Origin of the sequence: Xanthomonas sp. LMG 12461, from assembly GCF_009192935.1 — a bacterium.
Lineage (GTDB): Bacteria > Pseudomonadota > Gammaproteobacteria > Xanthomonadales > Xanthomonadaceae > Xanthomonas_A > Xanthomonas_A sontii.
Genome location: NZ_NQYT01000061.1, coordinates 88,420 through 113,075 on the forward strand (window position 1 = coordinate 88,420; position 24,656 = coordinate 113,075).

Here is a 24,656-nt window from a genome sequence, read left to right on the forward strand (position 1 = left end):
CATAATCAATCATTGATCGTCCAGCGCGACGGAGGCGGGACGTTCCAGCCAGCCGCCGGCGCCATCCGGCACCAGTTCAATCAAATCGATGCGATCCTCGTGCACCCCGGTCACGCGGCCATCGCTCTGCCCCATGTACACGCCCGGACGCACGCGGTAGGTCACCTTGTCCGGCGCCATCACCAGCGCCACCTGGCCCGCGCCGCTGCCCAGCGTGCCGACCATGTTGAGGCTGTCCAGCGGGAACTGTTCCAGCGGTTCCTTGCGACGGTTCGGATCCGGGCGCAGGCCGCTGCTGCCGTCGGGACTGGCCCAGGCATCGCTGAACGGATCGCGCAGGCCCTGCGCCGCATACTCGAAGGTTTCGAACTGCTGCATCACCGGCAACGGCTCCAGCGGCTGCGCCGGTCGCGCGCGCACTTCCTTCACCCAGTTCTCCAGATTCGGCGCATCGCCCGGCGTGCTGGTGATGGTGCGGCCGCAAGCGCCAAGCACCAGCGCCAGCGCGCCCGCAACGAGAATCCTGACCACCCGATGCTGCCGGCTCATGCGCCACCGCCTTGCTTTCCGGCCTTCTTCGCGGCCGCCGCGGCCTGTTCCTGGTCGGCCATTTCCTTGTCGTCCAGGTAGCGATAGGTCTTGACCGTACCGGACAGCTCCAGTTCGCCGCGCGCGGTGATGCCGTTGCTCTTGTCGCGCGGCTTCAGGTTGATGTCGTGCATGGTCAGGATCACCACCCGCGGCAGCGAGGCCACGCCACTGACGAAGGCGCCGAACTGGTGGTAGCTGCCGACCATGCGCAGGGCGATCGGCTTCTCCGCGTAAAACTCCTTCGGCGACTCCGGGCCCGGCTGGAACAACTCGTTGGTCAGGCCGCTGGACAGCGCGGTCTGCGAGATGTCGATGATCAGGTCGGGCATCTCGGTCTTGCTCGGCAGCTGCCGCAGCATCTGCTGCAGCACCTGCTCCATCTGCACCAGTTGCTGCTTCAGCGGCTGCAGGTTCACCGCACGGCTCTGCTCCTTCTCGAAGGAGGCGCGCAGTTCGGTTTCCTTCTGCTCCAGCGCCTGCAACTCGTCGCTCTTGCTGCTGATCAGCAGGAACCAGGACAGGGTCAGGATGAACAGGGTCACCAGCACGCAGAACACGATCTTGGCCTGCTGCGGCCAATTGCCGATGTTGTTGAAATCCAGCTCTTTGATGTTGAATTTCTTGCTCATGACGCCGGTCCCTGTTTCGCTGGCGTGGCGGCGGGTGCCGGCGCGGTGGCCGGCGCCGGTGCGGCAGGACTACCCGCGGCAGGTGCAGGCGCAGGAGCGCCCGGAGCCTGCGCCGGCGGCGTGCCAGGCGAGCCGCCCGCGGGGGCTGCGCCAGGAGTTCCGGGCGCAGCGGAACCCGCAGGTGCCGTCCCGGCGGCGGCCGGATCGGCGCTCTCGCCCGGCACTGGCAGCTTGACCCGCAGCGTGAACACGTACGGCAGCGCCTTGGTATCGACGATCGGACCCTTGGCTTCCTTCTCCTGGGCCTTGGCCTCGATCACCGTCAGCTCCGGATTGGTCATCCAGCCCGAGCCCTCGAGGTTGCGCATGTAGGTACTGACCCGCGCGTTGGACTGCGAGCGGCCCTCCAGGGTCAGCATGTCGCCTTCCTGCTTCACCGAGGTCAGCACCACGCCGTCGGGAATGGTCCGCACCAGCGAGTCGAACAGGTGCACCATCTGCGAACGCTTGGCCTGCAGTTCCTCGATCACCTGCTTGCGCGCCAGCAGGCGGCGCTTCTTCTCGTCGAGGGTGTCGATTTCCTTGTTCTGCGCCTGGACCTTCTCGATCTCGGCCTGCAGATACGCGTTACGCTCGTTCTGGCCGCTGATCTGCAGGTCGTAGTAGAACCAGATCAGCCCCGCCAGCAGCACCCCGGCGAACGCGGCCAGGCCAAGCATCGAATAGAACTCGCGTTCGCGCTGCTTGCGCCGTTCCGCCCGCCAGGGCAGCAGATTGATCTTCGCCATCAGTCGAAGCTCCTCAGCGCCAGGCCGGTGGCGATCATCAGCGCCGGCGCGTCCTGGGCCAGCGCATGCGCCTGCACCTTCGGCCCCAGGGTCATCTGCGCCAACGGGTTGGCGACCACCGTGGCCACGCCCAGTTGCTCCTCCACCATCTCCGGCAATCCGGCCAGGGCGGCGCAGCCGCCGGCCAGCACGATATGGTCGACGCGGTTGAATTCGCTGCCGGCATAGAAGAACTGCAGCAGGCGGCTGATCTGCTGCACCGTGGCTTCCTTGAACGGCTCCAGCACCTCGACCTCGTAGCTTTCCGGCAGCCCGCCCTGGCGCTTGGCCATGCCGGCTTCTTCGTAGGTCAGGCCGTAGCGGCGCATCACTTCGTCGGTCAGTTGCTTGCCGCCGAACACCTGCTCGCGGCTGTACAGGCTGCGCCCGCCACGCAGGACGTTGAGGGTGGTCATGGTGGCGCCGATGTCGACCAGGGCGACGATGCCGTCGGCGGCCACCGGCAGCTCGCTGGCCACCAGCGCGAAGGCGTTCTCGACCGCGAAGGCCTCCACGTCCATCACCTTGGCCACCAGCCCGCCCAGCTCCAGGGCCGACTGGCGCAGTTCCACGTTCTCCGAGCGCGAGGCGGCCAGCAGCACCTGCACCATCTCGGGGTTGTTGGGGATGACGCCCAGCACTTCGAAATCCAGGTTCACTTCGTCGATCGGGTACGGGATGTAGTTCACCGCCTCCAGCTCGACCTGGGCTTCCAGCTCGCTCTCGTCCAGCTCGGCCGGCATCGGGATCACCTTGGTGATCACCGCCGAACCGGCCACGGCGGCCGCGGCATGCTTGGCGCGGGTGCCGGACCGGGTCACGGCGCGGCGGATCGCCTCGCCCACCGCCTCGACCTCGACGATGTTCTTTTCGACCACGGCATTGGGCGGCAAGGGTTCGACGGCGTAATGCTCGACCCGGAACCGGTTGCCGTTACGCGAAAGCTGCAGCAGCTTGACCGCGGTCGAGCTGATGTCGATGCCGATCAGCGGCTGCTGACTCTTTGGGATAAGCCCCACGGATTTTCCCCTGCCGGCGGGCACTTGGACGCCAATGTTGCGCCAGCGCATTAATAACAAATTTTTTGCAATTGGCAACCGCCCGGTTGCATGTCGCGATCCGTGTCACGGCATGACCTGCGGCAGCAAACCCGTCGCATCCCCGGAACCGGCCCCAGCCGTTCCCCGGCGTACTCTATACTCTGCGCCCAAGAAATCTGCAATCGGAATCTCTCGCGATGCCCCGTTTTCGTCGTTGGCTGCGCTGGGCGCTGGTCTTGTTCGTCCTCCTTGGCCTGGTCGGCGCCGCCGTGGCAGGCGGGCTGTACTACGTCGTCTCCTCCAAGCTCCCGGACGTGCAGACCCTGCGCAAGGTCGAACTGCAGGAGCCGATGTACGTCTACTCCAGCGACGGCAAGCTGATGGCGCTGTTCGGCGAGACCCGGCGCTACCCCATCACCATGAAAGACGTGCCGGAGCGGCTGAAGCAGGCCTTCCTGGCCACCGAGGACGCCCGGTTCTACGAGCATGGCGGGGTCGACTACAAGGGCATCGCCCGCGCGGTGTGGCTGCTGGCCACCACCAACGACAAGCGCGTGCCGGGCGGCTCCACCATCACCCAGCAGGTGGCCCGCCAGTTCTTCCTGAGCTCGGAATACAGCTATACCCGCAAGCTGGCGGAGATCCTGCTGGCGCGCAAGATCGAGGCCGAACTGACCAAGGACGAGATCTTCGAGCTGTATCTCAACAAGAGCTTCTTCGGCAACCGCGCCTACGGCGTCGCCGCCGCCGCCGAGTACTACTACGGCAAGAAGCTCAACGAGCTGAGCCTGGACGAGATGGCCTCGCTGGCCGGCATCCCCAAGTTCCCCTCCAGCGGCAACCCGATCAGCAACCCCGAGCGCGCCAAGCAGCGCCGCGACAACTATGTGCTCAGCCGCATGGCCGCGCTGGGCTTCATCACCCCGGCCGAGGCCGAGGCGGCCAAGGCGGTGCCGATGCACGCCGCGCCGCACGAGCGCCCGGTCGAGGTCGAGGCCCCGTACGTGGCCGAGCTGGTGCGCCAGGAAATGATCGCGCGCTTCGGCGGCGACGTGCTGGACAAGGGCTACCACGTCTACACCAGCATCGATGCGACCCTGCAGGCCGCCGCCAACCATGCCGTGCGCCAGGGCCTGGTCGTCTACGATCGCCGCCACGGCTGGCATGGAGTGGAAAAGCATTTCGACGTCCCGGCCACCGCCGATGCGGCGGCGCTGGCCAGCCATCTGAGCGGCGTCTACGCGCAAGGCGGGATGCTGCCCAGCATCGTCGCCGGCACCGGCAGCGACGGCAGCGCCACCGTGGTGCTCGCCAACAAGACCGAGCTGGTGCTGCCGGTGGCCGCCAGCCGCTGGACCGGGCGCAGCCCCGCCACCCTGCTCAAGCGCGGCGACCTGGTGCGCATCCAGGAAGGCGACAAGCCGGGCGAATGGGAGATCACCCAGATCCCGCGCGGCCAGGCCGCGCTGGTGTCGCTGGACGCCAACAACGGCGCGCTGCGCGCCATGGTCGGCGGCTTCAGCTACGCCGGCAACAAGTTCAACCGCGCCACCCAGGCGCGCCGCCAGCCAGGCTCCAGCTTCAAGCCGTTCCTGTACGCGGCCTCGTTCGAGAAGGGCTTCAACCCGGCCTCGATCGTGCTCGACGCACCGGTGGTGTTCCGCGACCGCCGCGGCAAGACCTGGTCGCCGCAGAACGACGGCGGCGGCTTCCGCGGCCCGATGCGCCTGCGCGAGGCGCTGGTGCAGTCGCGCAACCTGGTCTCGGTGCGCCTGCTGGACGCCATCGGCGTGGACTTCGCGCGCAAGTACATCAGCCAGTTCGGCTTCCAGGAAGCCGAGTTGCCGCCGAACCTGTCGATGTCGCTGGGCACCGCCTCGCTGACCCCGCTGTCGGTGGCGCGCGGGTACACCGTGTTCGCCAACGGCGGCTCGCTGGTCAACACCTGGATCATCGACAAGGTCACCGACCGCGACGGCAATGTCCTGTTCCAGGAACATCCGCTGACCGCCTGCCGCAGTTGCGGCAGCGTCGGCGGCAACGCCGCACCGGTCAGCCAGGTGGTGGACGGCTTCAACTTCGGCGCGGCCACGCCGCCGCCGGCGGCCAAGCCTGCGGAGCCCGCGGCCACGGCGGCTGCCGCCGAGAAGCCCGCCGACCCCGAGGCCAAGGTGGCGCCGCGCGCGATCGACGAGCGCACCGCCTATCAATTGGTGTCGATGATGCGCGACGTTGTCCAGCGCGGCACCGGCACCGCCGCCAAGGTGCTCGGCCGCGAGGACGTGGGCGGCAAGACCGGCTCCACCAACGACCATCGCGACGCCTGGTTCTCCGGCTTCGGCGGCCCGTACGTGACCACCGTGTGGGTCGGTCGCGACGACTACCGCTCGCTCGGCTACCGCGAATACGGCGGCAAGGCGGCGCTGCCGATCTGGATCGACTACATGCGGGTCGCGCTGAAGGATCAGCCGATCGCCCGCAACGATCCGCCGGGCGGCATGGTCCAGGTCAGCCTCAACGGCGCCACGGAATGGGTCAAGACCGAGGACATGGACCGCATCCAGCAGTTCGACGAAAGCCTGCAGGACCAGAAGACCGACGACGCGGCATTCGACATCTTCTGATCGCGTCGCGTTCCCCCGCCCCGGCGCTCGCCGGGGCAGTTCCCGCCGGGCGTGCCTCGCCCGGCGGACGCCGCCTCAGGCAGGGACAGCTGCTACACCCGAATTTCGCAAGGCTGCGGTACAGTCGGGGCAGGCTTTGAGGGGAGGCGCACCATGCACCACGCTCGGCAACACGCCCGGACCCGCACGCACGAACGCCGCCGCCGGCTGGCGCATGAAGCCGCTCGGCTGATGGCCGAAGGCGGCATCCGCGATTTCCACCAGGCCAAGCTCAAGGCCGCCGACCGGCTCGGCATCCACGACGACGCCTCGCTGCCGCGCAACAGCGAGATCGAGGACGCCCTGCGCGAGTACCAGCGGCTGTTCGCCGGCCCCGACCATGCCGGCGAACTGCGCCGGCGCCGCGAGGCGGCGCTGCGCGCGATGGACTTCCTGCACGCCTTCGCGCCACGCCTGGCCGGACCGGTGCACGACGGTACCGCCGACGCCAACAGTCCGGTGCAGTTGCACCTGCACAGCGACGACACCGAGGCGGTGGCACGTTTTCTCGAAGAACACCGGATCCCGGCCGAACTGCGCAGCCGCCGCCTGCGCCTGGACCGCGAGCGCAGCGAGGACTTCCCGGTGTGGCTGTTCACCGCCGAGGAGCTGACCTTCGACCTGACCGTGCTGCCCTACGACGCGCTGCGCCAGGCGCCGCTGTCGCAGGTGGACGAAAAACCGATGCGGCGCGCCTCGATGCCGCAACTGCGGCAGCTGCTGACCGAGCAGGACATCGCCGACTACCAGTCCGGCTGAGCGGACCGCCGCGCCAGGATGCCGCGGGCGCCGCACAGCTGGCTGGCGCCCCGCGTCGCGGCCTGCAGTGGGCACGACAGGCTACTACCAATCTGCCTCCCCGCTTCGACCCCGCCACAAACGAAAAACGCCCCGCGAGGCGGGGCGTTCGGGAGAGCCTTGACGGCGATCGCTCAGCGCTTGTCGGCGCTGGTGTAGTCGCGCTTGTCGTAGCCGGTGTAGATCTGGCGCGGACGGCCGATCTTCATTTCCGGGTCGACCTGCTGCTCCAGCCAATGCGAGACCCAGCCAGCGGTGCGGGCAATGGCGAACATCACGGTGAACATCTCCACCGGAATGTTCAGCGCCTTGTAGATGATGCCCGAGTAGAAGTCGACGTTCGGGTACAGCTTGCGCTGCACGAAGTAGTCGTCCTTCAGCGCGGCCTCTTCCAGCTTCAGCGCCACTTCCAACAGCGGGTCGTTGACGCCCAGCTCGCCCAGCACCTTGTGGGTCATCTCGCGGATGATCTTCGCGCGCGGGTCGAAGTTCTTGTACACGCGGTGGCCGAAGCCCATCAGGCGGAAGCTCGAGTTCTTGTCCTTGGCCTTGGCCACGGCGCTCTCGACGTTGTCGGCGGTGCCGATCTCTTCCAGCATCTTCAGCACGGCTTCGTTGGCGCCGCCGTGCGCCGGGCCCCACAGCGCGGTGATGCCCGCGGCGACCGAGGCATACGGATTGGCGCCGGTGGAACCGACCAGACGCACGGTCGAGGTCGAGGCGTTCTGCTCGTGATCGGCGTGCAGGATGAACAGCAGATCCAGGGCCTTGGCCACGACCGGGTTCATCTGCAACTGCTCGCTCGGCACCTCGAACATCATGTGCAGAAAGCGCTCGACGTAGCCGAGGTTGTTGCGCGGATAACGAATCGGCCAGCCGATCGAGTAGCGGTAGGCGGCGGCGGCGATGGTCGGCACCTTGGCGATCAGGCGGATCGCGGCCAGGCGGCGCTGCTCCGGATCGTTCAGGTCGAGGGTGTCGTGGTAGAACGCCGACAGCGAGGCCACGGTACCGGCCATCATCGCCATCGGGTGCGCGTCGTGGCGGAAGCCGCCGAGGAAGTTCTTCAGCGACTCGTGCATCATCGTGTGATGCGTCACTTCGTGGTCGAACTTCTTGAATTCGTCGGCGGTGGGCAGCTCGCCGTTCATCAGCAGATAGGCCACTTCGAGGAAGTTGGACTTCTCGGCCAGCTGCTCGATCGGGTAGCCGCGGTACAGCAGCACGCCGTTGTCGCCGTCGATGTAGGTGATCGCCGACTTGCAGCTGGCGGTCGCGGTGAAGCCCGAGTCGTAGGTGAAGAGACCGGTCTCCTTGGTCAACTTGGAAATGTCGACGCAATCGTTGCCCAGGGTGGGCTTGAGTACCGGAAGAACGACCGACTTGTCGCCGGCGTTCAACGTGACCTGATCAAGATCGGACACAGTGTGCGCTCCTCGATGGAAGGCGCCTGTCCGATTACGTTGCGAACAGACGCGTGAAGGAAGTCCACGGCAATCGCCACGGATCGCGCCATTATCGCACAGCAGCATTTGCGTCGTCGCTCACCACCCACGTTGCACGATGGCGGCAGGAAAGCGACACAGCGTTGCATCCTCGCCGCACTTTCACGGAAGGATGACACCGGCGCGTCAACGCCGGGAAGACAGGATGTGGCGGATAGCAAAACGGCCGCGCAAGCGGCCGTCGCTTTACATCCGTTCGACGGTTCCGATCAGCGCGCGTAGCGCTTCTGGAACTTGTCGATGCGGCCGCTGGTGTCGATGACCTTGTGCTTGCCCGTGTAGAACGGGTGCGAAGCCGAGGAGATTTCGACCTTGATCAGCGGATACTCTTCGCCGTCCTCCCACTTGACCGTCTCTTTCGAGGACATGGTCGAACGGGTCAGGATCTTGAAATCGGAGGTGACATCGTGGAACACGACGTCGCGGTACTGGGGATGGATGTCGGCCTTCATGGGCTCGCACCGTAGGTGGCTGCTGGACAAGAGGGAAACTATAACAGCCCTGCCGCCCTCCACGCAACGTTTACGTGGTGGCAAGTGAGGTGACGGCTCGCGACTGCTCTACCACTGGGGTCCCGCCCGTAACCGGGCGGGATCGGCAGGCTCAGCCGGCGTCGACCGCCGTGCGGGCCAGGCCCAGGAAGCGGGCGTGGTCATAGCGGATGAGCATGGTCGCGTTGTCCGGCAGGCCCAGCTGGCGATTCCAGTCGACCAGGGTGGCGCCGCGGGTATGCACCCCGGACAGCTCGATCTGCATCGGTCGCGACTGCACCTCCTCGGCGCCGTCGGGCTGCAGCGCCCAGGCCATCGCCAGCGCGTCGGCGGCGTACCAGTGCTCGCCGCGTGCGTCTTCCGACCACAGCCGGGTCTTGCGCGAGATCAGTTCGTAGAAGCGCGCCTTGGGCGCATCCACCGCCAGCCACTGCTCGACCTCGCGGTGCGGCAGGCCGTGCGCCACGGTCGCCTCCCAGTCGGCGACCTCGATGTGCGGGAACGCCTTGAACACGATGTGCGCGGCTTCCGGGTCGAAGGCGATGTTGAACTCGGCGGCCGGGGTGATGTTGCCGTGGCAGGTGATCGCCCCGCCCATCACCAGGAAGCGGCCGACGCGCTGCGGCAGGGTCGGGTCCAGCTTCAGCGCCAGCGCGATATTGGTCAGCGGTCCCAGCGCGACCAGCAGCAGGCGCCCTGCGTACTGGTGCGACAGGCGCAGGATCGCCAGCGCGGCATGCTCGGCCTCGGCGCCGCGCGCGGCCGGCGGCAGGTCGACGTCGCCGAAACCGTCCTGACCGTGCACGTGCCCGGCGTCCACCGACGGGTGCAGCAGCGGATCGGCGCAGCCGGCGAACACCGGCACATCCTCGCGCCCGGCCACCTCGCACAGCTTCAGCGCATTGCGCACGGTGTGGCGCAGCCCGACGTTGCCGGCGGCGATGGTCAGCCCGACCACCTCGTGGCGCGGATCGGCGAAGGCCATCAGCAGCGCCAGCGCATCGTCCACGCCGGGGTCGGTATCGATCAACAGGGGAATCTTGTCGCTCATGCGTCGCTTCGCTCGTCCATTCGGCCGCCGAGTCTGGCACTGCGGCGCAGGCATGGGAAGGAGTGGGGAGTGGGGATTCGCGGGGGCAGCCGGGCCGGTCGCTTTACGAATCCCCGCTTTCAACAGCCGAATGACTGGTCATCCCCAATGCCGAATCCCGGCCTCTCACGCCCCGGCGAACCGCACCGCCCCACCGACCCAGCGCGCGACGATGCGGTCGGCCAGGACCGGCGCTTCCTCCAGCAGCCGGTCGGCCAGCGCGTGCACGCGCGGCAGCAGGCCGGCGTCGCGGGCCAGGTCGGCCACGCGGAACGCGGCCAGGCCGGTCTGGCGGGTGCCGAGCAGTTCGCCGGGACCGCGCAGTTCCAGATCCTTCTCGGCGATGACGAAGCCGTCGTTGGTCTGGCGCATGGTTTCCAGGCGCTGCCGCGCCATCGCCGACAGCGGCGCCTGGTACATGAGCACGCAGCTCGACGCCGCCGCGCCGCGCCCGACCCGCCCGCGCAACTGGTGCAGCTGCGCCAGGCCCAGGCGCTCGGCGTTCTCGATGATCATCAGCGAGGCGTTGGGCACGTCCACGCCGACCTCGATGACGGTGGTGGCGACCAGCAGGTCGATCTCGCCCTGCTTGAACGCGCGCATCGCCGCCTGCTTCTCCGCCGGCTTCATGCGTCCGTGGACCAGGCCCACGCGCAGTTCCGGCAACTGCGCCGACAACGCTTCGAAGGTGGCCTGCGCGGCGCTGGCCTCGAGCCGGTTGCCGGCACCACCCAGCGCGGATTTCTCGTTGTCCTCGGCCTCTTCGATCAGGGTGCAGACCCAGTAGGCCTGGCGGCCTTCGGCGCAGGCCACACGGATGCGCTGCACCAGCTCGGGACGGCGCTCGGCGTTGAGCACGATGGTCTGCACCGGCGTGCGCCCCGGCGGCAGTTCGTCGATCGAGGAGACGTCCAGATCGGCATAGGCGGCCATCGCCAGGGTGCGCGGGATCGGCGTGGCGGTCATCACCAGTTGATGCGGCACGCCTGCGCCGGAAGCGCCCTTGTCGCGCAGCGCCAGGCGCTGGTGCACGCCGAAGCGGTGCTGCTCGTCGACGATGGCCAGGGCCAGGTCGTGGAAGCGCACCGCCTCCTGCATCAGCGCGTGCGTGCCGACCACCACCTGCGCCTCGCCCGAGGCGATCTGCGCCAGGGTCGCGCTGCGCGCCTTTCCGGTGACCTTGCCGGCCAGCCAGGCCACGCGCACGCCCAGAGGCTCCAGCCAGCCGCGCAGGTTGGCCAGATGCTGTTCGGCAAGCAGTTCGGTGGGCGCGGCCAGCGCCGCCTGCTTGCGCTTGTCCACCGCCAGCATCGCCGCCAGCGCGGCGACCACGGTCTTGCCGCTGCCGACGTCGCCCTGCACCAGCCGCAGCATCGGCGCCGGCCGCTCCAGGTCGGTGCGGATCTGCGCGAACACGCGTTGCTGTGCGCCGGTCAGTTGGAACGGCAGCGACTGCTGCAGGCGCTTGGCCAGCAGCCCGCGGCCGCGCAGCGACGGCGCCGGCTGGCACTGCATGGCGATGCGCTGGCGGCGCAGGCTCAGGTGATGCGCGAGCAGTTCCTCCAGCGCCAGGCGCTGCTGCGCCGGATGCAGGCCGGCGGCGAGCGCGGCCAGGTCGGCCTGCGGCGGCGGCCGGTGCGCGACCAGCAACGCACTGCGCAGCGACGGCAGGCCAAGTTCGCTCAGCAGCGACGCCGGCAGCAGTTCCAGTGCCGCCTCCTCCGGCAGCCGGTCCAGCGCCTGGCCGATCAGCCGGCGCACGGTCGCCGGGCCGACACCCTCCACCGCCGGGTACACCGGATCCAGGCGATCGCCCAGCGCCGCATCGTCGCCCTCGCCGAGGAACTGGTAGCTGGGATGCACGAACTCCAGCCCGTGCTGGCCCGGCTTGGGCGTGCCGAAGGCGCGCAAGCGCGCGCCGACCGCGAACTGCGCCGCCTGCGCGGCACGGAACTGGAAAAAGCGCAGCACCAGGGTGCCACGCGACTCGTCGGCGACCGCCACGCGCAGCATCGGCCGGTAGCGGAAGCCGCGATCCACCGCCTGCACCCGCCCCTCGATCTGGGCGGGCACGCCCGGCTGCAGCGCCGCCACCGTGGTCAGGCGGGTGCGGTCCTCATAGCGCAGCGGCAGGTGCAGCCACAGGTCCTGCAGAGTGGACAGGCCGCGCGCGGCGAATTTCTCCGCCAGCTTGGGACCGACGCCGGGCAGCGTGGTCAGCGGCGCCTCGCCTGCCGCCGACAGCGCCGGCGCCGGAACCTGCACGCGCGGCACGGCGGGGGATCAGTCCAGCACCATCACCGCGTCCACTTCGAAGCCCGCGCCCTTGGGCAGCGCCGAGACTTCGATGGTGGAGCGCGCGGGGAACGGCGCCTGGAAGTAGTCCTGCATGACCGCGTTGACCTGCGCGAACTGCGCCAGGTCGGTGAGGTACAGCCCCAGGCGCACGATGCGGTCCAGCGAGCCGCCGGCCGCCTCGGCCACCGCCTGCAGGTTGTCGAACGCGCGGCGCGCCTGCGCGGCGATGTCGCCGGCGACGATCTCGCCGGTGGCCGGATCCAGCGGGATCTGCCCGGAGAAGTACACGGTGTTGCCGGCGCGCACGGCCTGCGAATACGGGCCGATCGCGGCCGGTGCACGGTCGGTATGGATGATCTGGCGGGACATGGCGACTCCGTTGGAAGAATGTCCGCCTAGTTTAGCTGGCGTGCGTGGTTGGGGATTGGGGATTTGGGAGCATGACCGTGACAGGATCGCGACCAAGCGTTTTTCGCAGGCGTCGACTGTCATGCAGCCGCGTTGGCAGGCGGCGCGGACGATGCCCGATCACGGGCACTGGCACGAAGCCCCTACCCATTCCTTGTGGGAGCGGCTTCAGCCGCGACGAGGGAAGCAGAAAGCCGCCCGACACCATCACGCGTCGGGACTGAAGTCCCTCCCACAAGAACTCCCGACCCATTCCGCCCGGCACCGCCTACTGGCGGCGCACGCTCTGCACCGCATTCAAGCGCCGCAGCCGGCGCATCACCTCGGCCAGGTGGTTGCGGTCGCGCACCTGGATGTTGAAGCGCAGCACCGCGGCGTTGAAGTCACGGTCCAGGTAGTCGACGCGCTCGATGTTGGACTGGCTCTGCGCGATCGCCGCCGCCAGTTGCGCGAGCACGCCGGTGCGGTTCTCCACGTCCACCACCAGCGCGGTGTCGTAGTCGCCGATGACGCTGGTATCCCAGCCGATCGGCACCCAGCGCTCGGGCGACTTGCGCAGTTCGGCCAGGTTCGGACAGTCCAGACGATGCACCACGATGCCCTTGCCGGCGGTGTGGTAGCCCATGATCTCGTCGCCGGGAATCGGCTGGCAGCAATTGGCGAAGCTGACCACGCCGCGCTCGGTGCCGTTGATCAGGATCTTTTCCTGCGAGTGCTTGGAGTGCCCGCCGCCGCGCAGTTCGGCATACGCCATCAGCGCCTGCGCGGCCTGGTTGGGCATCCAGTTGCCCAGCGCCACGTCGGCCAGCAGCGCCTCCAGGCGCGGGTAGCGGTGCTCGCTGAGGAACGAATCCAGGCGCCCCTTGGGCAGCCGCTCCAGCGAGCTGTCCATCGCCTCTAGCGCGCGATCGAGCATGCGATGGCCGAGCTGCACCGCGTCCTCGTGTTCGAGCTGCTTGAGCTGGTGGCGGATCGCGGTGCGCGCCTTGCTGCTGACCACGAACTCCAGCCACTGCGGCTTGGGCGTGGCCGAGCGCGCGGTGATCACTTCCACCGTCTGTCCGCTGACCAGCTTGGTGCGCAGCGGCACCAGCTTCTTGTCCACGCGCGAGGCCACCGCGCGGTTGCCGACGTCGGTGTGCACCGCATAGGCGAAGTCCAGCGCGGTGGAATTGCGCGGCAGCGCCAGGATCTTGCCCTTGGGCGTGAACAGGTAGACCTCGTCCGGGAACAGGTCGACCTTGACGTTGTCCAGGAACTCCAGCGACGAGCCGGCGGCGCGCTGCGATTCGATCAGCTCGACGATCCACGCATGCGCGCGGCTCTGCGCGCTGTTGGGCGAGTCGCCACCGAACTTGTAGGTCCAGTGCGCGGCGACGCCGCGTTCGGCGATCAGGTCCATTTCCTCGGTGCGGATCTGCACCTCGATCGGCGAGCCGTAAGGCCCGAACAGCACCGTGTGCAGCGACTGGTAGCCGTTGGCCTTGGGAATGGCGATGAAGTCGCGGAAGCGGGCGTCCAGCGGCTTGAAGGTGGCATGCACCGCGCCGAGGGCGTGGTAGCAGTCGGGCACGCCGCGCACCACCAGGCGGAAGCCGAACACGTCCATCACCTGGTCGAAGGATTTGTTCTCGTCGCGCATCTTGTTGTAGATGCTCCACGGGGTCTTGATCCGGCTCACCAGCCGGTGCTCCAGCCCTTCCTTGGCCAGACGCTGCGACAACTGCACTTCCACCTGCGCCATCGACTCGCGGCGCACCACCGGCTGGCTGCGGATGTGCTTTTCGATGATCGCGTGGCGCCACGGATGCAGCGCGCGGAAGCCGAGGTTCTGCAGCTCGGACTTCATCAGGCTCATGCCCAGGCGCTGGGCGATCGGCGCGTAGATCTCCAGGGTCTCGCGGGCGATGCGGCTGCGCGCCTCGGCGCTCTGCGCGCCCAGCGTGCGCATGTTGTGCAGGCGGTCGGCGAGCTTGATCATGATCACGCGCAGGTCGCGCGACATCGCCAGCAGCATCTTGCGGAAGCTCTCGGCGGCCGCTTCCTGGCGGTCGCGGAACTTGAGCTTGTCCAGCTTGGTGACGCCGTCGACCAGTTCCGCCACCGCCTCGCCGAACTCGGCGGCCAGCTCGGCGCGGGTCAGCGGCGTGTCTTCGATGGTGTCGTGCAGGATCGCCGCGATCAGCGCTTCCACGTCCAGGCCCAGCTCGGCCAGCACCCCGGCCACTGCCACCGGATGGGTGATGTAGGGCTCGCCGGACTTGCGGGTCTGCCCCGCGTGCGCGGCCGCACCGACCTCCCAGGCGCGGCGCAGCAGCGGGATCTGCTCGGGCGGCAGATAGCTGGCGCTGCGTTCGAGCTGCAGGACGTAGTCGGGGACCGCCTCGTCGGCCGACGATGGCGCGGCGTGGGCGACCTGGGCAGAAGGGCCTGGGTTCATGCGGAAAGACTATGCCAGCGGCGCGTGGACGGCAAACCCGCAAAACGAAACAGCCCGCGGATGCGGGCTGTTCGCAGGACGATCGCGACGCGGGACGCGATCAGTCGTCGTTCTTGGACATGTCCTCGTCGGCCACCACTTCGGCCGCGGCCCATTCCAGGGCTTCGCGCTCGGCGCGCTCGCGCTCGGCCTTCTCGACCTCGTCGATCAGCGCGTTGTCGATCTTGCGCGCGGCGATCTCGCGCAGCGCCAGCACGGTCGGCTTGTCGGCCGACTCGGTGTTGTCGAGGGTGGCCTGCACGCCGTTGGCGAGCTGGCGGGCGCGCTTGGACGCCATCATGACCAGTTCGAAACGGTTGTTAACGACTTCCAGGCAATCTTCTACGGTGATGCGGGCCATGCGGGCTCCCGGCGGGCCGGCGGCGGCCACGCGTTCGAATGAGGGAAAGGGCGGGGATTGTAGGGCGGCAACCGCCCGAGATCAACCCCACCCCATTCAGTTCCCTTTGGAATCAGCCAGTTGGCTGTTCCTGCAGGAGGGTGTCGATCAGCGCGGCATGGCGCTGCTGCTGCTGCGGCCGGCGCAGGCGGCTGGCGACGAAGATCGCGCACATCTCGTCCACCGCGGTGTCGAAATGCTCGTTGACGATCACGTAGTCGAAGTCGGCGTAGTGCGACATCTCCTCGCGCGCGGCGGCCAGCCGCTGCGCGATCACCGCCTCGCTGTCCTGGCCGCGCTTGCGCATGCGCTGCTCCAGGGCCTCGCGCGACGGCGGCAGGATGAACACGCTGACCGCATCCGGCACCTTGGCCCGCACCTGGCGCGCGCCCTGCCAGTCGATCTCCAGCAGCACGTCGTGGCCGGCGGCCAGCTGCGGCTCCACCGACTGCCGCGCGGTGCCTTTCCAGTCGCCGTGCACGCGGGCGTACTCGAAGAAGTCGCCCGCATCGATCATGCCCTGGAACGCGTCGGCGGAGACGAAATGGTAGTGCTCGGCATGGCGTTCGCCCGGCCGCGGCGCGCGCGAGGTGAACGAGATCGACAGCGCGATCTGCGGATCGCGCGCCAGGGTGGCGTTGACGATGCTGCTCTTGCCGGCGCCGGAGGGGGCCGCCACGATGTAGAGAGTGCCACGCATCGCTCGGGTCTCGGCGTCGACGGTCGGGCGGCGCACGATACCAGTCCCAGCCGCGACCGCAAGCCGGCGCGCATGTCGCACCTGACACTGGCGCGCCGGCCGCCTCCGCAACGGGGCGGCAAGCGCATGATGCACAAGCGATTTCCAAGGGCGACCGGTCTCGGCCGGCGCGCTGCGCGCGCCGGCGCCGACAGGCGGCACAATATCGCCGCAATTGAGAATGACTATCACCCGCACTAGACTGCCGGTCTTCCACACGGTTTCCGGGATGGATGCCATGCCCCTTTCCTCTCCCCCGCCCGGCCCTGCACCGCTGGTGGAGGCGCTGGAACGCCAGTACGAGGAGCTGCAGCGCTACGCCGCGCGCAAGTACGCGGGGGCGGCCGGCGATCTGGTGCACGATGCCTGGATCCGCCTGGCCACGCGCGGCGCCGGCACCGGCACCGGGGGCGCCGAGGCTGTGCGCGACCCGGGACGCTACCTGCGCACGGTGATCGATAACGTCGCCAACGACCACGGCCGCGTGACCGCATCGCGCAGCCGCTTCCTTGCCGCCAACGACACCAGCCACGAGGTGCCCAGTCCGGCGCCCTCGCCCTACCAGAGCGCGCTGAGCCGGCAGGAGTACGCCGTGCTGCTGCAGGCGATCCGCGACCTGCCGCCGCAGGCACGGCGCGTCTTCGTGCTGTTCCGCGGCCGCAACATGAGCACCGCGCAGATCGCAGCGCATCTGGACATCTCCCCGCGCACGGTCGAAAAACACATCGCCGTGGCCGTGACCCATTGCCGACGCCGCTTGCGCGAGGCCGGCCGCGAGATTTGACGGCACCGCCGGGGGAACCGGCGCTGTCGACCCGTCGTCCCGTACATAGCCCGGCATCCGTCTGCGCTGATGCCCGACCCATTCCTTGACGGATAGGCAACCGATGACCGCCCCTCACTCACCCGATGACAGCCTGCTCGATGACAGCGTGTTCGAACAGGCGGTGCACTGGACCTTGCGCCTGGACCCGGATGCCGATGACGCCACCTGGCGCGCCCATGCCGCGTGGCTGGCGCTGGCGCCGGCGCTGCATGCGCAGGCGATGGCCGAGGCACGCGCGCTGCTCGGCGTGCTGCACGCCCCAGCCGCGGCCATCGGCGACGAACTGGGCATCGACCTCGCCCCGCCCGTCTCTGCCGCTGCCGTCGCGCCGCGCGCGCCGGCATCCCCCCTGCGGCGGCGGCGAACCCGGCGGCCGGTCTACGCCGCGGCCGCCACGCTGGCGCTGGCGATCGGCGGCAGCGCCTGGATTGGCGGGGGCGGCCTGGACCGACTGCGCAGCGATGCCTTCACCCGGGTCGGCGAGGTGCGCATCGTGCATCTGCGCGACGGCAGCGTGGTCACGCTCAACACCGATAGCGCCATCGCCGTGGACATGCAGGCACACCTGCGCTCGGTCCAGCTGTTGCGCGGCGAAGCGTTGCTGCAGGTGACGCACGATCCACGGCGTCCGTTCGTGGTCGACAGCGCCGGCGGCAGCGCCCGGGTGCTCGGCACGCGTTTCGATGTGCGCCTGCAGGGTCGCACCGCCGAGGTCGCCGTGATCGACGGCCGTGTCGCCGTGCGCGCGCCGGACGGCGGCAGCACTGCCGTGCTGCGCGCCGGCCAGCGCGCGCGCCTGAGCGGCGACCGGGTGCATCGGCTCGCGCCGCTCGACCCGCTGGCGGTCGGCGCCTGGCAACGCAGGCAACTGCTGTTCGACGCCACGCCGCTGGCGCAGGTGCTGGAAGAGCTCTCGCGCTACCGACACGACCGCGTCCTGGTGCGCGATGCGCGCCTGCGCGCATTGCCGGTCTCCGGATCGCTGGACGTCGCCGACCCCGAGCGCGCGCTGCGTACCTTGCTCGACAGCCTCAACCTGGAGGCGCTCGACCTGGGAGTGGTCACCCTCGTGCACCGACGTACGCGGGAGGCGGCCACTGCCGCCGGCGCACAGAACATGAACTCGAGATAAACAAGACCGGGCAGAGGACAAGACCAGGCCGTCGCGGCTGGGGGATCGGCCGGGACGAGCCCGTCTAAGCAGGAAAGAACGTAATGCGTTTCGTTCTCATTAAACATCTTCCTGCCCAGCGACCGTATGCCCATCCACCGCTCCACCGCCCGCCCCCGTCCCGCGCCGCGTCTCGCCCTGCTCAGCAGTACCCTCACCCTGATGTTGCTCAGCGCCGGAGCCCTGGCCCAGGTGCCGCGCGCGCCCGGCAGCACGGCGGCGTCGGTCCGCCATGCGATCGATCTGGAGGCGCAGCCGCTGCCGCAGGCGTTGCTGAAACTCTCCGCGCAGACCGGCCTGCAGGTGCTGTACGCCGGCCAGATCGCAGATGGAGCGAACGCCCCCGCGGTGAAAGGCGACTACAGCGCCGAACAGGCGCTGCAACGCCTGCTGCAGGGCAGCGGCCTGGTCGCACGGCGCACCGGCACTCGGGCGATGACGCTGGAGCGCGCCGCGGCACCCGCCGGGGCGATCGTCACCGATACGCTGCGCGTGGCCGGCGACGACCGCAGCGCCGGCGGCGACGTTCGCGACCAGCGCGGCCGCGACGCGGTGTACGACCTGGACCTGTCCAGCGCGTACATCGGTCGCACCGAGGTGGAACGCTACAAGGGCGCCACGCCGTCTGATCTGGTCAACGGCGTCGCCGGCGTGTTCAGCGGCGATGCGCGCAACAGCGGCGCGCTGGATCTCAACATCCGCGGCATCCAGGGGCCGGGCCGGGTGCCGGTGAGCATCGACGGTACCGAGCAGGCGCTGACCGTGTGGCGCGGATACAACGGCGCCAGCAATCGCAACTACATCGATCCGCTGCTGATCGGCGGCATCCAGATCCTCAAGGGACCGTCGCTGACCCGCAACGTCGCCACCGGTATCGGTGGCGCGATGGTGATCGACACCCTGGACGTGGACGACGTGCTCGAGACCGGTCAGCGCATCGGCGGCGAAGTGCGTGTGGAAGGCAGCAGCAACGCGGTGGCGCCGCGGCTGCCGCGGCTGCACACCGGCCAGGACTACCGCACGGTGACCGGCTTCCCGCAGAACGCGCCGAACGCACCCTACGAGGATCGCACCCTGCAGGTGCAGCCGCGCCATGGCGGTGGCGGCGACAACGTGTTCTCCGGAGAGGACCTCGCCTACCGTCTGGCGCTGGGCTGGCGCCCCGCCGACTCCGTGGACCTGTTCGCCGCCTACGCCTATCGCGACCGCGGCAACTACTATGCCGGCAGGCACGGCGCCGGCTACTACAGCCGCTCGCGCGGCTCCTCCGCCGACGACTACATCCTGTCGATGGCCAACTACTGGCGGCCCGGCGACGAGGTCGCCAATACCTCCAGCCAGATGGAATCGTGGCTGTTCAAGCTCGGCTGGCGGCCAAGCGAGGCGCAGGCGCTGCAACTGGGCTATCGCGACAGCCTCTCGCACTACGGCGAGGTGATGCCTTCGCGGATCATCGAATCGGCGAACCGCGCTGCGATCCAGTGGCCGCTGAGCCGGGTCGATGCGCAGGCCTGGAACCTGCGCTACACCTGGCACCCGGCCGACAGCCGCTGGCTCGACCTCGACGCCACGCTGTGGCGCACCGACACCGCCAGCGCCACCTACACCGCCGGCGGCTTCCCCAACTATGCGCAAGGGCCTGACAACCCGCTGCTCAGGAACACGGCCCTGGCCAATGCGCGCAACGACCGCACCGGGCTCACCGCGAGCAACCGCGTCCGCCTGGCCGATGGCCTCGATCTGAGCGTCGGCGGCAGCGTGCAGCACGAGCGCCTGCGCTCGGACGACGCCTATTTCGGCGTCAGCGATGGCTGGCGCATGTATCCGCGCGCGGGCCGGCGCCAGGAACGGCAGGCCTACTTCAACGTGGAATGGCGGCCGCTCGAGCGGCTGGCGCTGAGCGCCGGCGCGCGCTACGCCACGTACTGGGCGTTCGACGACTTCCTGGCCGCGCACGCCGGGCAACTGCGACAGTCGCTGGTCGACGGCTACGAGATCAGCTATCGCACCACCCAGACCTACACCCAGGCCGAGCGCGAGGCGTTGATCGCCGACCAGCTTGCCGGCAATCGCGAACTGCTGGACCTGGAGATCATCACCCAGGAGGAGTACGACGCCATCGCCGCCGACCTGCTGCAGAACGTGCCGACCCAGTACGACGTGCAGCACAAGGCGCCATGGCAGGCCGATGCGCATGGCCGCTACACCAAGGCCGGCAATGCCTGCCTAAACGGATCGCTGGATGCGCTGCCCGGCACACTCGGGCAGACGTGCCTGGCCAGCCCCGTCGTCAGCACTGGCGACGCCAGGGCGCGCCGCCGCAAGGACCACGGCTGGATGCCGTTCTTCTCGGCGACGCTGGATTTCAGCGATGTCAGCAGGGCGTATCTGCGCTACAGCGAGACCTTGCGCTTCCCGAGCATGTTCGAGAGCACGGTTGCGTTCTCCGCCTCGCTCAATCCCTGGGACCTGAAACCCGAACACGCCCACACCTGGGAACTGGCCTACGTCCAAGACCTGGGCGCGCTGCTCGGCGCGGACACCACCGCCGACGTCAAGCTGGCCTACTACGCCAGCAAGACCCGCGACGTGATCGAACGCGACGCGCAGTTCAAGTTCGACAACATCGACAAGCAGACCATCCGCGGCCTGGAGCTGCAGGGCCGCTACGACGACGGCCGCCTGTTCACCGATCTGGGGGTTAACTACACGCTGAAGAACGAAGTCTGCGACGAGACCACGGCAGCGCTGCTGTCCAGCAACAACGGCTATGTCATCGGCAGCGGCCGGATCGTGCCGACCTGCGTGGACTACGGCTTCGTCGGCGGCTACCTGCTCACCCAGAGCACGCCGAAGCTGTCGGCGAGTTGGTCGCTGGGCACGCGCCTGTTGCAGCGGCGCCTGGAGCTGGGCAGCCGCCTGACCTACTACCGGCAGTATCGCAATCCGGATCTGGAATGGTTCCGCGAGAACTCCGTGCAAGGCGGCGACGGCCGCCTGGTCTACACCTTCAACGTGCCGTTCTCCTGGGGCACCACGCTGCTGCTGGACGCCTACGCCCGCTATGCGCTGCGCAAGAACCTGAGCATCGAACTGGGCGCGACCAACCTCACCGATCGCTACTACGTCGACCCGGCCACCCGCTCCACGGTGGCCGCCCCCGGACGCACGCTGAAACTCAGCATGACCGGGAGATTCTGATCTCCCGCACGCCGTTCAAGGAGTGTGATTCGAACCGGACACGGACGTCCTTCCTCGTTCCAAACCAACCAGAAGGATCCATCGCATGAACATGAAACGTCCTCACGCCGCACTGCTGGGCCTGGCCATCGCCAGCGTACTGGGCAGCGCGCACGCAGCCCCGTTCCTGGGCAAGTCGAGCAACGAAAGCTACGTCAAGGTCGGCGAATCCACCGTCAACGGCGGCCCGCACCGTGCCGGCCAGGCCGGCATCGCGGTGAACTCGACCGGCCTGGACAAGCCGGTGGACTTCAAGGGGCTCTCGATGTACGGCGGCGTCGGCTCGGTCAAGGTGCTGAACTTCCCGTACAGCGGCGCACCGAGCAGCCACGACAACCTCGGCGTGTTCGCCTTCTCCCAGGTCGGCAGCCAGGACGTGTGGTTCGGCGAGTGGTACTCGCGCAAGGACAACGCCGATGGCCTGAACACGCACACGGTGTACTTCGTCGGCGACAAGCCGGACAGCAGCGTGCCCAGCGCCGGCACCGCCACCTACAGCATGGTCGGCATCAACGACTACAGCGCCGGCAACCAGTTGACCGGCACCTTCACCGCCAACTTCGGCACCGGCCGCCTGACCGGCTCGATCCAGAACAACGCCGGCTTCGCGGTCAACATCGGCACGGCCAGCATCAACAGCAACGCCAGCATCTCCGGCAGCAACGCCATCGCCCGCCAGTCCGGCAGCGTGGTCGCGGCCAACGGCGCGGTGTCCGGCCAGTTCTACGCCAACCAGGCCGCGCTGGCCGGCATCGCCGACTTTGCCGGGGTGAAGTACGACACCGCCTTCGGCGGCGCCAAGCAGTAATCCGTCTGCGCGGCACGTCCGCGCCTTTCGATCCGTACCCGGGCAGGACCAGCCACGACCATGCCAGTCCTGCTCCGCTTTCGCACCGGTTGCTCGATGCCTTGCATTTCTTCCGCGCGCCGACGGCGCGCACGCACGCTTGTCGCACTGACGGCCTGCCTCGCGTGGCTGGCGGCCGCGCCGTGCGCGATGGCGCAGGCGCAGGACGATACCCGACGCCTGCTCGAACAGCGCGACCAGGGCCAGGCGCTCGAACGCGAACGCGCGCTGGTGCAGGAGCCGGCCACCGGCGAGCGACCGAGCATCGTCGTCGACGGCATGTCCTACGTCGTCGCGCCGACCGCCAACGACGTCGGCCGCGCGCTGTACCTGTCGCTTCAGAACAAACAATGGCCGGCCGTGCAGCGGTTCCTCGCCGAATACCTGACCCTGCCCGAGCGCGACCCGCTGCTGGTGCATTACGCGCAGGGCGCGGTGGCGCGCAACCGCGGCCGCTACGGCGACGCCGAGCGGGAGTACCGCGCGCTGCTGACGTTGCAGCCGGACTTCCTGCCCGGGCGTCTGGAACTGGCGCGGGTGCTGTTCGAGGACCAGCAGGACCGCGAGGCCGAACAGGCGTTCGCAGCCATTGCCGCCTCGATCGACGCTGGCGATCCCAGGACCGAGGGCGTGCGCAACACCATCGCCGGCTTCCGCCAGGCCTTGGCCAACCGGCGCGACTGGAACGGCACCTTCGCGCTGGGACCGGCCTGGAGCGACAACGTCAATCGCACCTCGGCCAGTTCCATCTGCCTGCTGCCGCTGGAAGGGCGCTGCTACTTCAGCCGCAGCACGCCCACGGCGATCGTCGCCTTCGGCGCCGACTACGATGCCAGCGCCGAACGGCGCCTGCCGCTGCGCGGTCACCATGGGCTGTACCTGCGCACGCTGCTGTTCGGCCAGAGCTATCGCGACAACGGCGCCTACAACGAACTCACCGCGCTGACCCAGGCCGGTTACAGCTATCGCAGCGGCCGCCACAGCCTGGCGCTGGCGCCCTCGTTCGATTACTACGCGCTGGGCAACCAGGCGCTGTATGGCGCCTGGGGCGTGCATGCGGAATGGAGTTGGAGCCTGTCGCCGCGGTCGCTGGTCAAGCTGGAAGGCGACTGGAAGGACATGCGCTACCGCCGCCGCGCTTACGCCGCCAACTACGACGCGATCATGCGCAGCGCCTCGGCCACCTATTTCCGCAGCCTGGATGCGCGCTGGACCGTGTTCGCCGGGGTCGACGCCAGCGACACTGCCGCCGTGCAGGACACCGAGGCGTACCTGCAGCGCGGCGTCCGCCTGGGCGGTTCGCGGCAATGGCCGGGAGGCATCGACGCCACCGTGTTCGCCTCCTACCGGCTGCGCGACTACGGCGCCTACAGCGCGGTCCTGCGCGCACGCCGCCACGATGCCGAGCGCACCTACACCCTGGTGCTGCGCGCGCCGCGCCTGGCGGCCGGCGGCTTCGTGCCGCTGCTGACGCTGCGCCACAACCGCGTGCGCAGCAACGTCGACTGGCTGTACGGCTACGAGCGCAACACCATCAACCTGAAACTGGAGCGCGCCCTGTGACGCACACGCCGTCGCCACCCGTTATCGCCCCCTCCCCCGCGCCGAGCCGCGCGCAGCGCCTGAAGGCCGCCACCGCGCAGGCGCATACCCGGCTGGACCGGCGCATCATGGCCGCGCAACCGTTCGCCTCGCGCGACAACTACGCGCGCTTCCTGCAGGTGCAATACCGGTTCCATTGCGACATGGAGCGCATCTACGCCAACCCGGTGCTGGCCAGCGTGGTGCCGGACCTGGCGCAGCGCCGGCGTCTGCCAGCGCTCGTGGCCGACCTGCACGACCTGGGCGTTGCGCTTCCCGCCGACCACACTACCGCGCCCGGCAGCGCCGGCCACCCCACCCAGGTCGCTGCGCTGGGCTGGCTGTACGTGGCCGAAGGCTCCAACCTGGGTGCGGCGATCCTGGCCAGGCTGGCGGCGAAACTGGGCCTGCACGCGCAGTTCGGCGCGCGCCATCTGGCCGGGCACGAGGACGGGCGCGCGCAGCACTGGCGCCAGTTCGTCGCCGCGCTCGACCGCCTGGCGCTCGATGCCGGGCAGGAACAGGCGGTGATCGCCGCCGCGCGCAGCGCGTTCGCGCAGGTGCAGGCGTACGTGGACCTGCACCTGCCGGCGACGCCGCGATGAGGCCGATGCCGCCGTGGAGGCGACCGTGCACCTGAGCCGCGCGCTGTGGTGCGGCCTGGGCCTGCTGATGCTGGCATTGGGCCTGATCGGCGCCGTGCTGCCGGTGATGCCGACCACCATTTTCCTGATCCTGGCAGCGTACTGTTTTTCGCGCTCCTCGCCGCGGCTGGACGCCTGGCTGCTGGCGCATCCGCGCTACGGCGCGACGCTGCGCCTGTGGCGCGAGCAGGGCGCCATCACGCGCCGCGGCAAGTGGCTCGCCGCCAGCGGCATGGCGCTGGGCTATCTGCTGTTCTGCTGCGGCGCGCATCCCGGCGCGACGCTGGCGCTCGGCGTCGGCGCGCTGATCGCCGCCAGCGCCGCCTTCGTGCTGACCCGCCCTGCGCCGCGCGACGCGCCACCACCGCGCTGAATACCGTCCCGCCGCG

21 protein-coding genes are annotated in these 24,656 nt (G+C 68.9%); 9 read left to right on the forward strand and 12 right to left on the reverse strand.

Annotated features, from left to right (window positions below; translation table 11 throughout):
• Positions 1-9: 9 nt before the first annotated feature.
• From CEK68_RS16030 to CEK68_RS16045, 4 genes are read right to left on the reverse strand one after another with little or no spacing between them, the layout of a single operon-like run.
• Positions 10-549, reverse strand: coding sequence for a pilus assembly protein PilP (locus CEK68_RS16030; RefSeq protein ID WP_026143551.1), 540 nt, complete (start codon positions 547-549; stop codon positions 10-12).
• Positions 546-1,220: a type 4a pilus biogenesis protein PilO gene (locus CEK68_RS16035; protein ID WP_017914107.1), complete on the reverse strand. Its 675-nt coding sequence runs from the start codon at positions 1,218-1,220 to the stop codon at positions 546-548. The genes CEK68_RS16030 and CEK68_RS16035 overlap by 4 nt, the downstream gene beginning before the upstream one ends.
• Positions 1,217-2,008 carry a PilN domain-containing protein gene (locus tag CEK68_RS16040; RefSeq protein ID WP_152239987.1) on the reverse strand — a complete coding sequence of 264 codons (792 nt, stop codon included), beginning with the start codon at positions 2,006-2,008 and terminating at the stop codon, positions 1,217-1,219. Before CEK68_RS16040 ends, CEK68_RS16035 begins: the two co-directional genes overlap by 4 nt.
• Entirely contained in the window at positions 2,008-3,066 is a 1,059-nt protein-coding gene (locus CEK68_RS16045) for a pilus assembly protein PilM (RefSeq protein ID WP_017908825.1), read from the reverse strand. Before CEK68_RS16045 ends, CEK68_RS16040 begins: the two co-directional genes overlap by 1 nt.
• 218 nt (positions 3,067-3,284) lie before the next feature.
• On the opposite strand from CEK68_RS16045, the gene CEK68_RS16050 reads away from it, so the two are divergent.
• Both CEK68_RS16050 and CEK68_RS16055 read left to right on the forward strand, forming a co-directional pair.
• The gene (locus CEK68_RS16050) at positions 3,285-5,711 is read left to right on the forward strand and encodes a penicillin-binding protein 1A (RefSeq protein ID WP_148830004.1); all 2,427 of its coding nucleotides are present in this window, start codon (positions 3,285-3,287) and stop codon (positions 5,709-5,711) included.
• A gap of 153 nt (positions 5,712-5,864) precedes the next feature.
• A complete protein-coding gene (locus CEK68_RS16055) occupies positions 5,865-6,509 on the forward strand; it encodes a hypothetical protein (protein ID WP_017909856.1) in 645 nt (214 codons plus the stop codon).
• A 173-nt stretch (positions 6,510-6,682) separates the two neighbouring features.
• On the opposite strand, the gene CEK68_RS16060 is transcribed toward CEK68_RS16055, so the two are convergent.
• From CEK68_RS16060 to gmk, 8 genes are all read right to left on the reverse strand, one after another.
• On the reverse strand, positions 6,683-7,972 hold the full coding sequence (locus CEK68_RS16060; RefSeq protein WP_026143410.1) for a citrate synthase: 1,290 nt from the start codon (positions 7,970-7,972) through the stop codon (positions 6,683-6,685).
• Between the two features lie 290 nt (positions 7,973-8,262).
• Entirely contained in the window at positions 8,263-8,505 is a 243-nt protein-coding gene (locus tag CEK68_RS16065) for a type B 50S ribosomal protein L31 (RefSeq protein ID WP_010341537.1), read from the reverse strand.
• Between the two features lie 151 nt (positions 8,506-8,656).
• The gene (locus CEK68_RS16070; RefSeq protein WP_152239988.1) at positions 8,657-9,595 is read right to left on the reverse strand and encodes a nucleoside hydrolase; all 939 of its coding nucleotides are present in this window, start codon (positions 9,593-9,595) and stop codon (positions 8,657-8,659) included.
• Positions 9,596-9,760: 165 nt separating this feature from the next.
• On the reverse strand, positions 9,761-11,908 hold the full coding sequence (gene recG / locus CEK68_RS16075) for an ATP-dependent DNA helicase RecG (RefSeq protein ID WP_152239989.1): 2,148 nt from the start codon (positions 11,906-11,908) through the stop codon (positions 9,761-9,763).
• Positions 11,909-11,917: 9 nt separating this feature from the next.
• Positions 11,918-12,301 (reverse strand): RidA family protein, encoded by a 384-nt coding sequence (locus CEK68_RS16080; RefSeq protein ID WP_010341827.1) that lies wholly within the window; start codon positions 12,299-12,301, stop codon positions 11,918-11,920.
• 307 nt (positions 12,302-12,608) lie between these two features.
• Entirely contained in the window at positions 12,609-14,780 is a 2,172-nt protein-coding gene (locus CEK68_RS16085; RefSeq protein WP_017909851.1) for a bifunctional (p)ppGpp synthetase/guanosine-3',5'-bis(diphosphate) 3'-pyrophosphohydrolase, read from the reverse strand.
• 100 nt (positions 14,781-14,880) lie between these two features.
• Positions 14,881-15,180 (reverse strand): DNA-directed RNA polymerase subunit omega, encoded by a 300-nt coding sequence (gene rpoZ / locus CEK68_RS16090; RefSeq protein ID WP_010343101.1) that lies wholly within the window; start codon positions 15,178-15,180, stop codon positions 14,881-14,883.
• A gap of 112 nt (positions 15,181-15,292) precedes the next feature.
• Positions 15,293-15,919 (reverse strand): guanylate kinase, encoded by a 627-nt coding sequence (gene gmk, locus CEK68_RS16095; RefSeq protein WP_026143411.1) that lies wholly within the window; start codon positions 15,917-15,919, stop codon positions 15,293-15,295.
• 277 nt (positions 15,920-16,196) lie between these two features.
• On the opposite strand from gmk, the gene CEK68_RS16100 reads away from it, so the two are divergent.
• The 7 genes from CEK68_RS16100 (at position 16,197) to CEK68_RS16130 (ending at position 24,640) form a co-directional block, all read left to right on the forward strand.
• Positions 16,197-16,742 carry a sigma-70 family RNA polymerase sigma factor gene (locus CEK68_RS16100; RefSeq protein WP_226977915.1) on the forward strand — a complete coding sequence of 182 codons (546 nt, stop codon included), beginning with the start codon at positions 16,197-16,199 and terminating at the stop codon, positions 16,740-16,742.
• Between the two features lie 103 nt (positions 16,743-16,845).
• Positions 16,846-17,916: a FecR domain-containing protein gene (locus CEK68_RS16105; RefSeq protein ID WP_152239990.1), complete on the forward strand. Its 1,071-nt coding sequence runs from the start codon at positions 16,846-16,848 to the stop codon at positions 17,914-17,916.
• Positions 17,917-18,042: 126 nt separating this feature from the next.
• On the forward strand, positions 18,043-21,156 hold the full coding sequence (locus CEK68_RS16110; protein WP_152239991.1) for a TonB-dependent receptor: 3,114 nt from the start codon (positions 18,043-18,045) through the stop codon (positions 21,154-21,156).
• Positions 21,157-21,241: 85 nt separating this feature from the next.
• The gene (locus tag CEK68_RS16115; RefSeq protein ID WP_017907247.1) at positions 21,242-22,003 is read left to right on the forward strand and encodes a Slam-dependent surface lipoprotein; all 762 of its coding nucleotides are present in this window, start codon (positions 21,242-21,244) and stop codon (positions 22,001-22,003) included.
• Positions 22,004-22,192: 189 nt separating this feature from the next.
• Entirely contained in the window at positions 22,193-23,605 is a 1,413-nt protein-coding gene (locus CEK68_RS16120; RefSeq protein ID WP_152239992.1) for a surface lipoprotein assembly modifier, read from the forward strand.
• Complete coding sequence (locus CEK68_RS16125; protein ID WP_152239993.1) at positions 23,602-24,228, forward strand: biliverdin-producing heme oxygenase; 627 nt, start codon at positions 23,602-23,604, stop codon at positions 24,226-24,228. The genes CEK68_RS16120 and CEK68_RS16125 overlap by 4 nt, the downstream gene beginning before the upstream one ends.
• A 25-nt stretch (positions 24,229-24,253) precedes the next feature.
• Entirely contained in the window at positions 24,254-24,640 is a 387-nt protein-coding gene (locus CEK68_RS16130; protein ID WP_226977916.1) for a YbaN family protein, read from the forward strand.
• Positions 24,641-24,656: the final 16 nt, after the last annotated feature.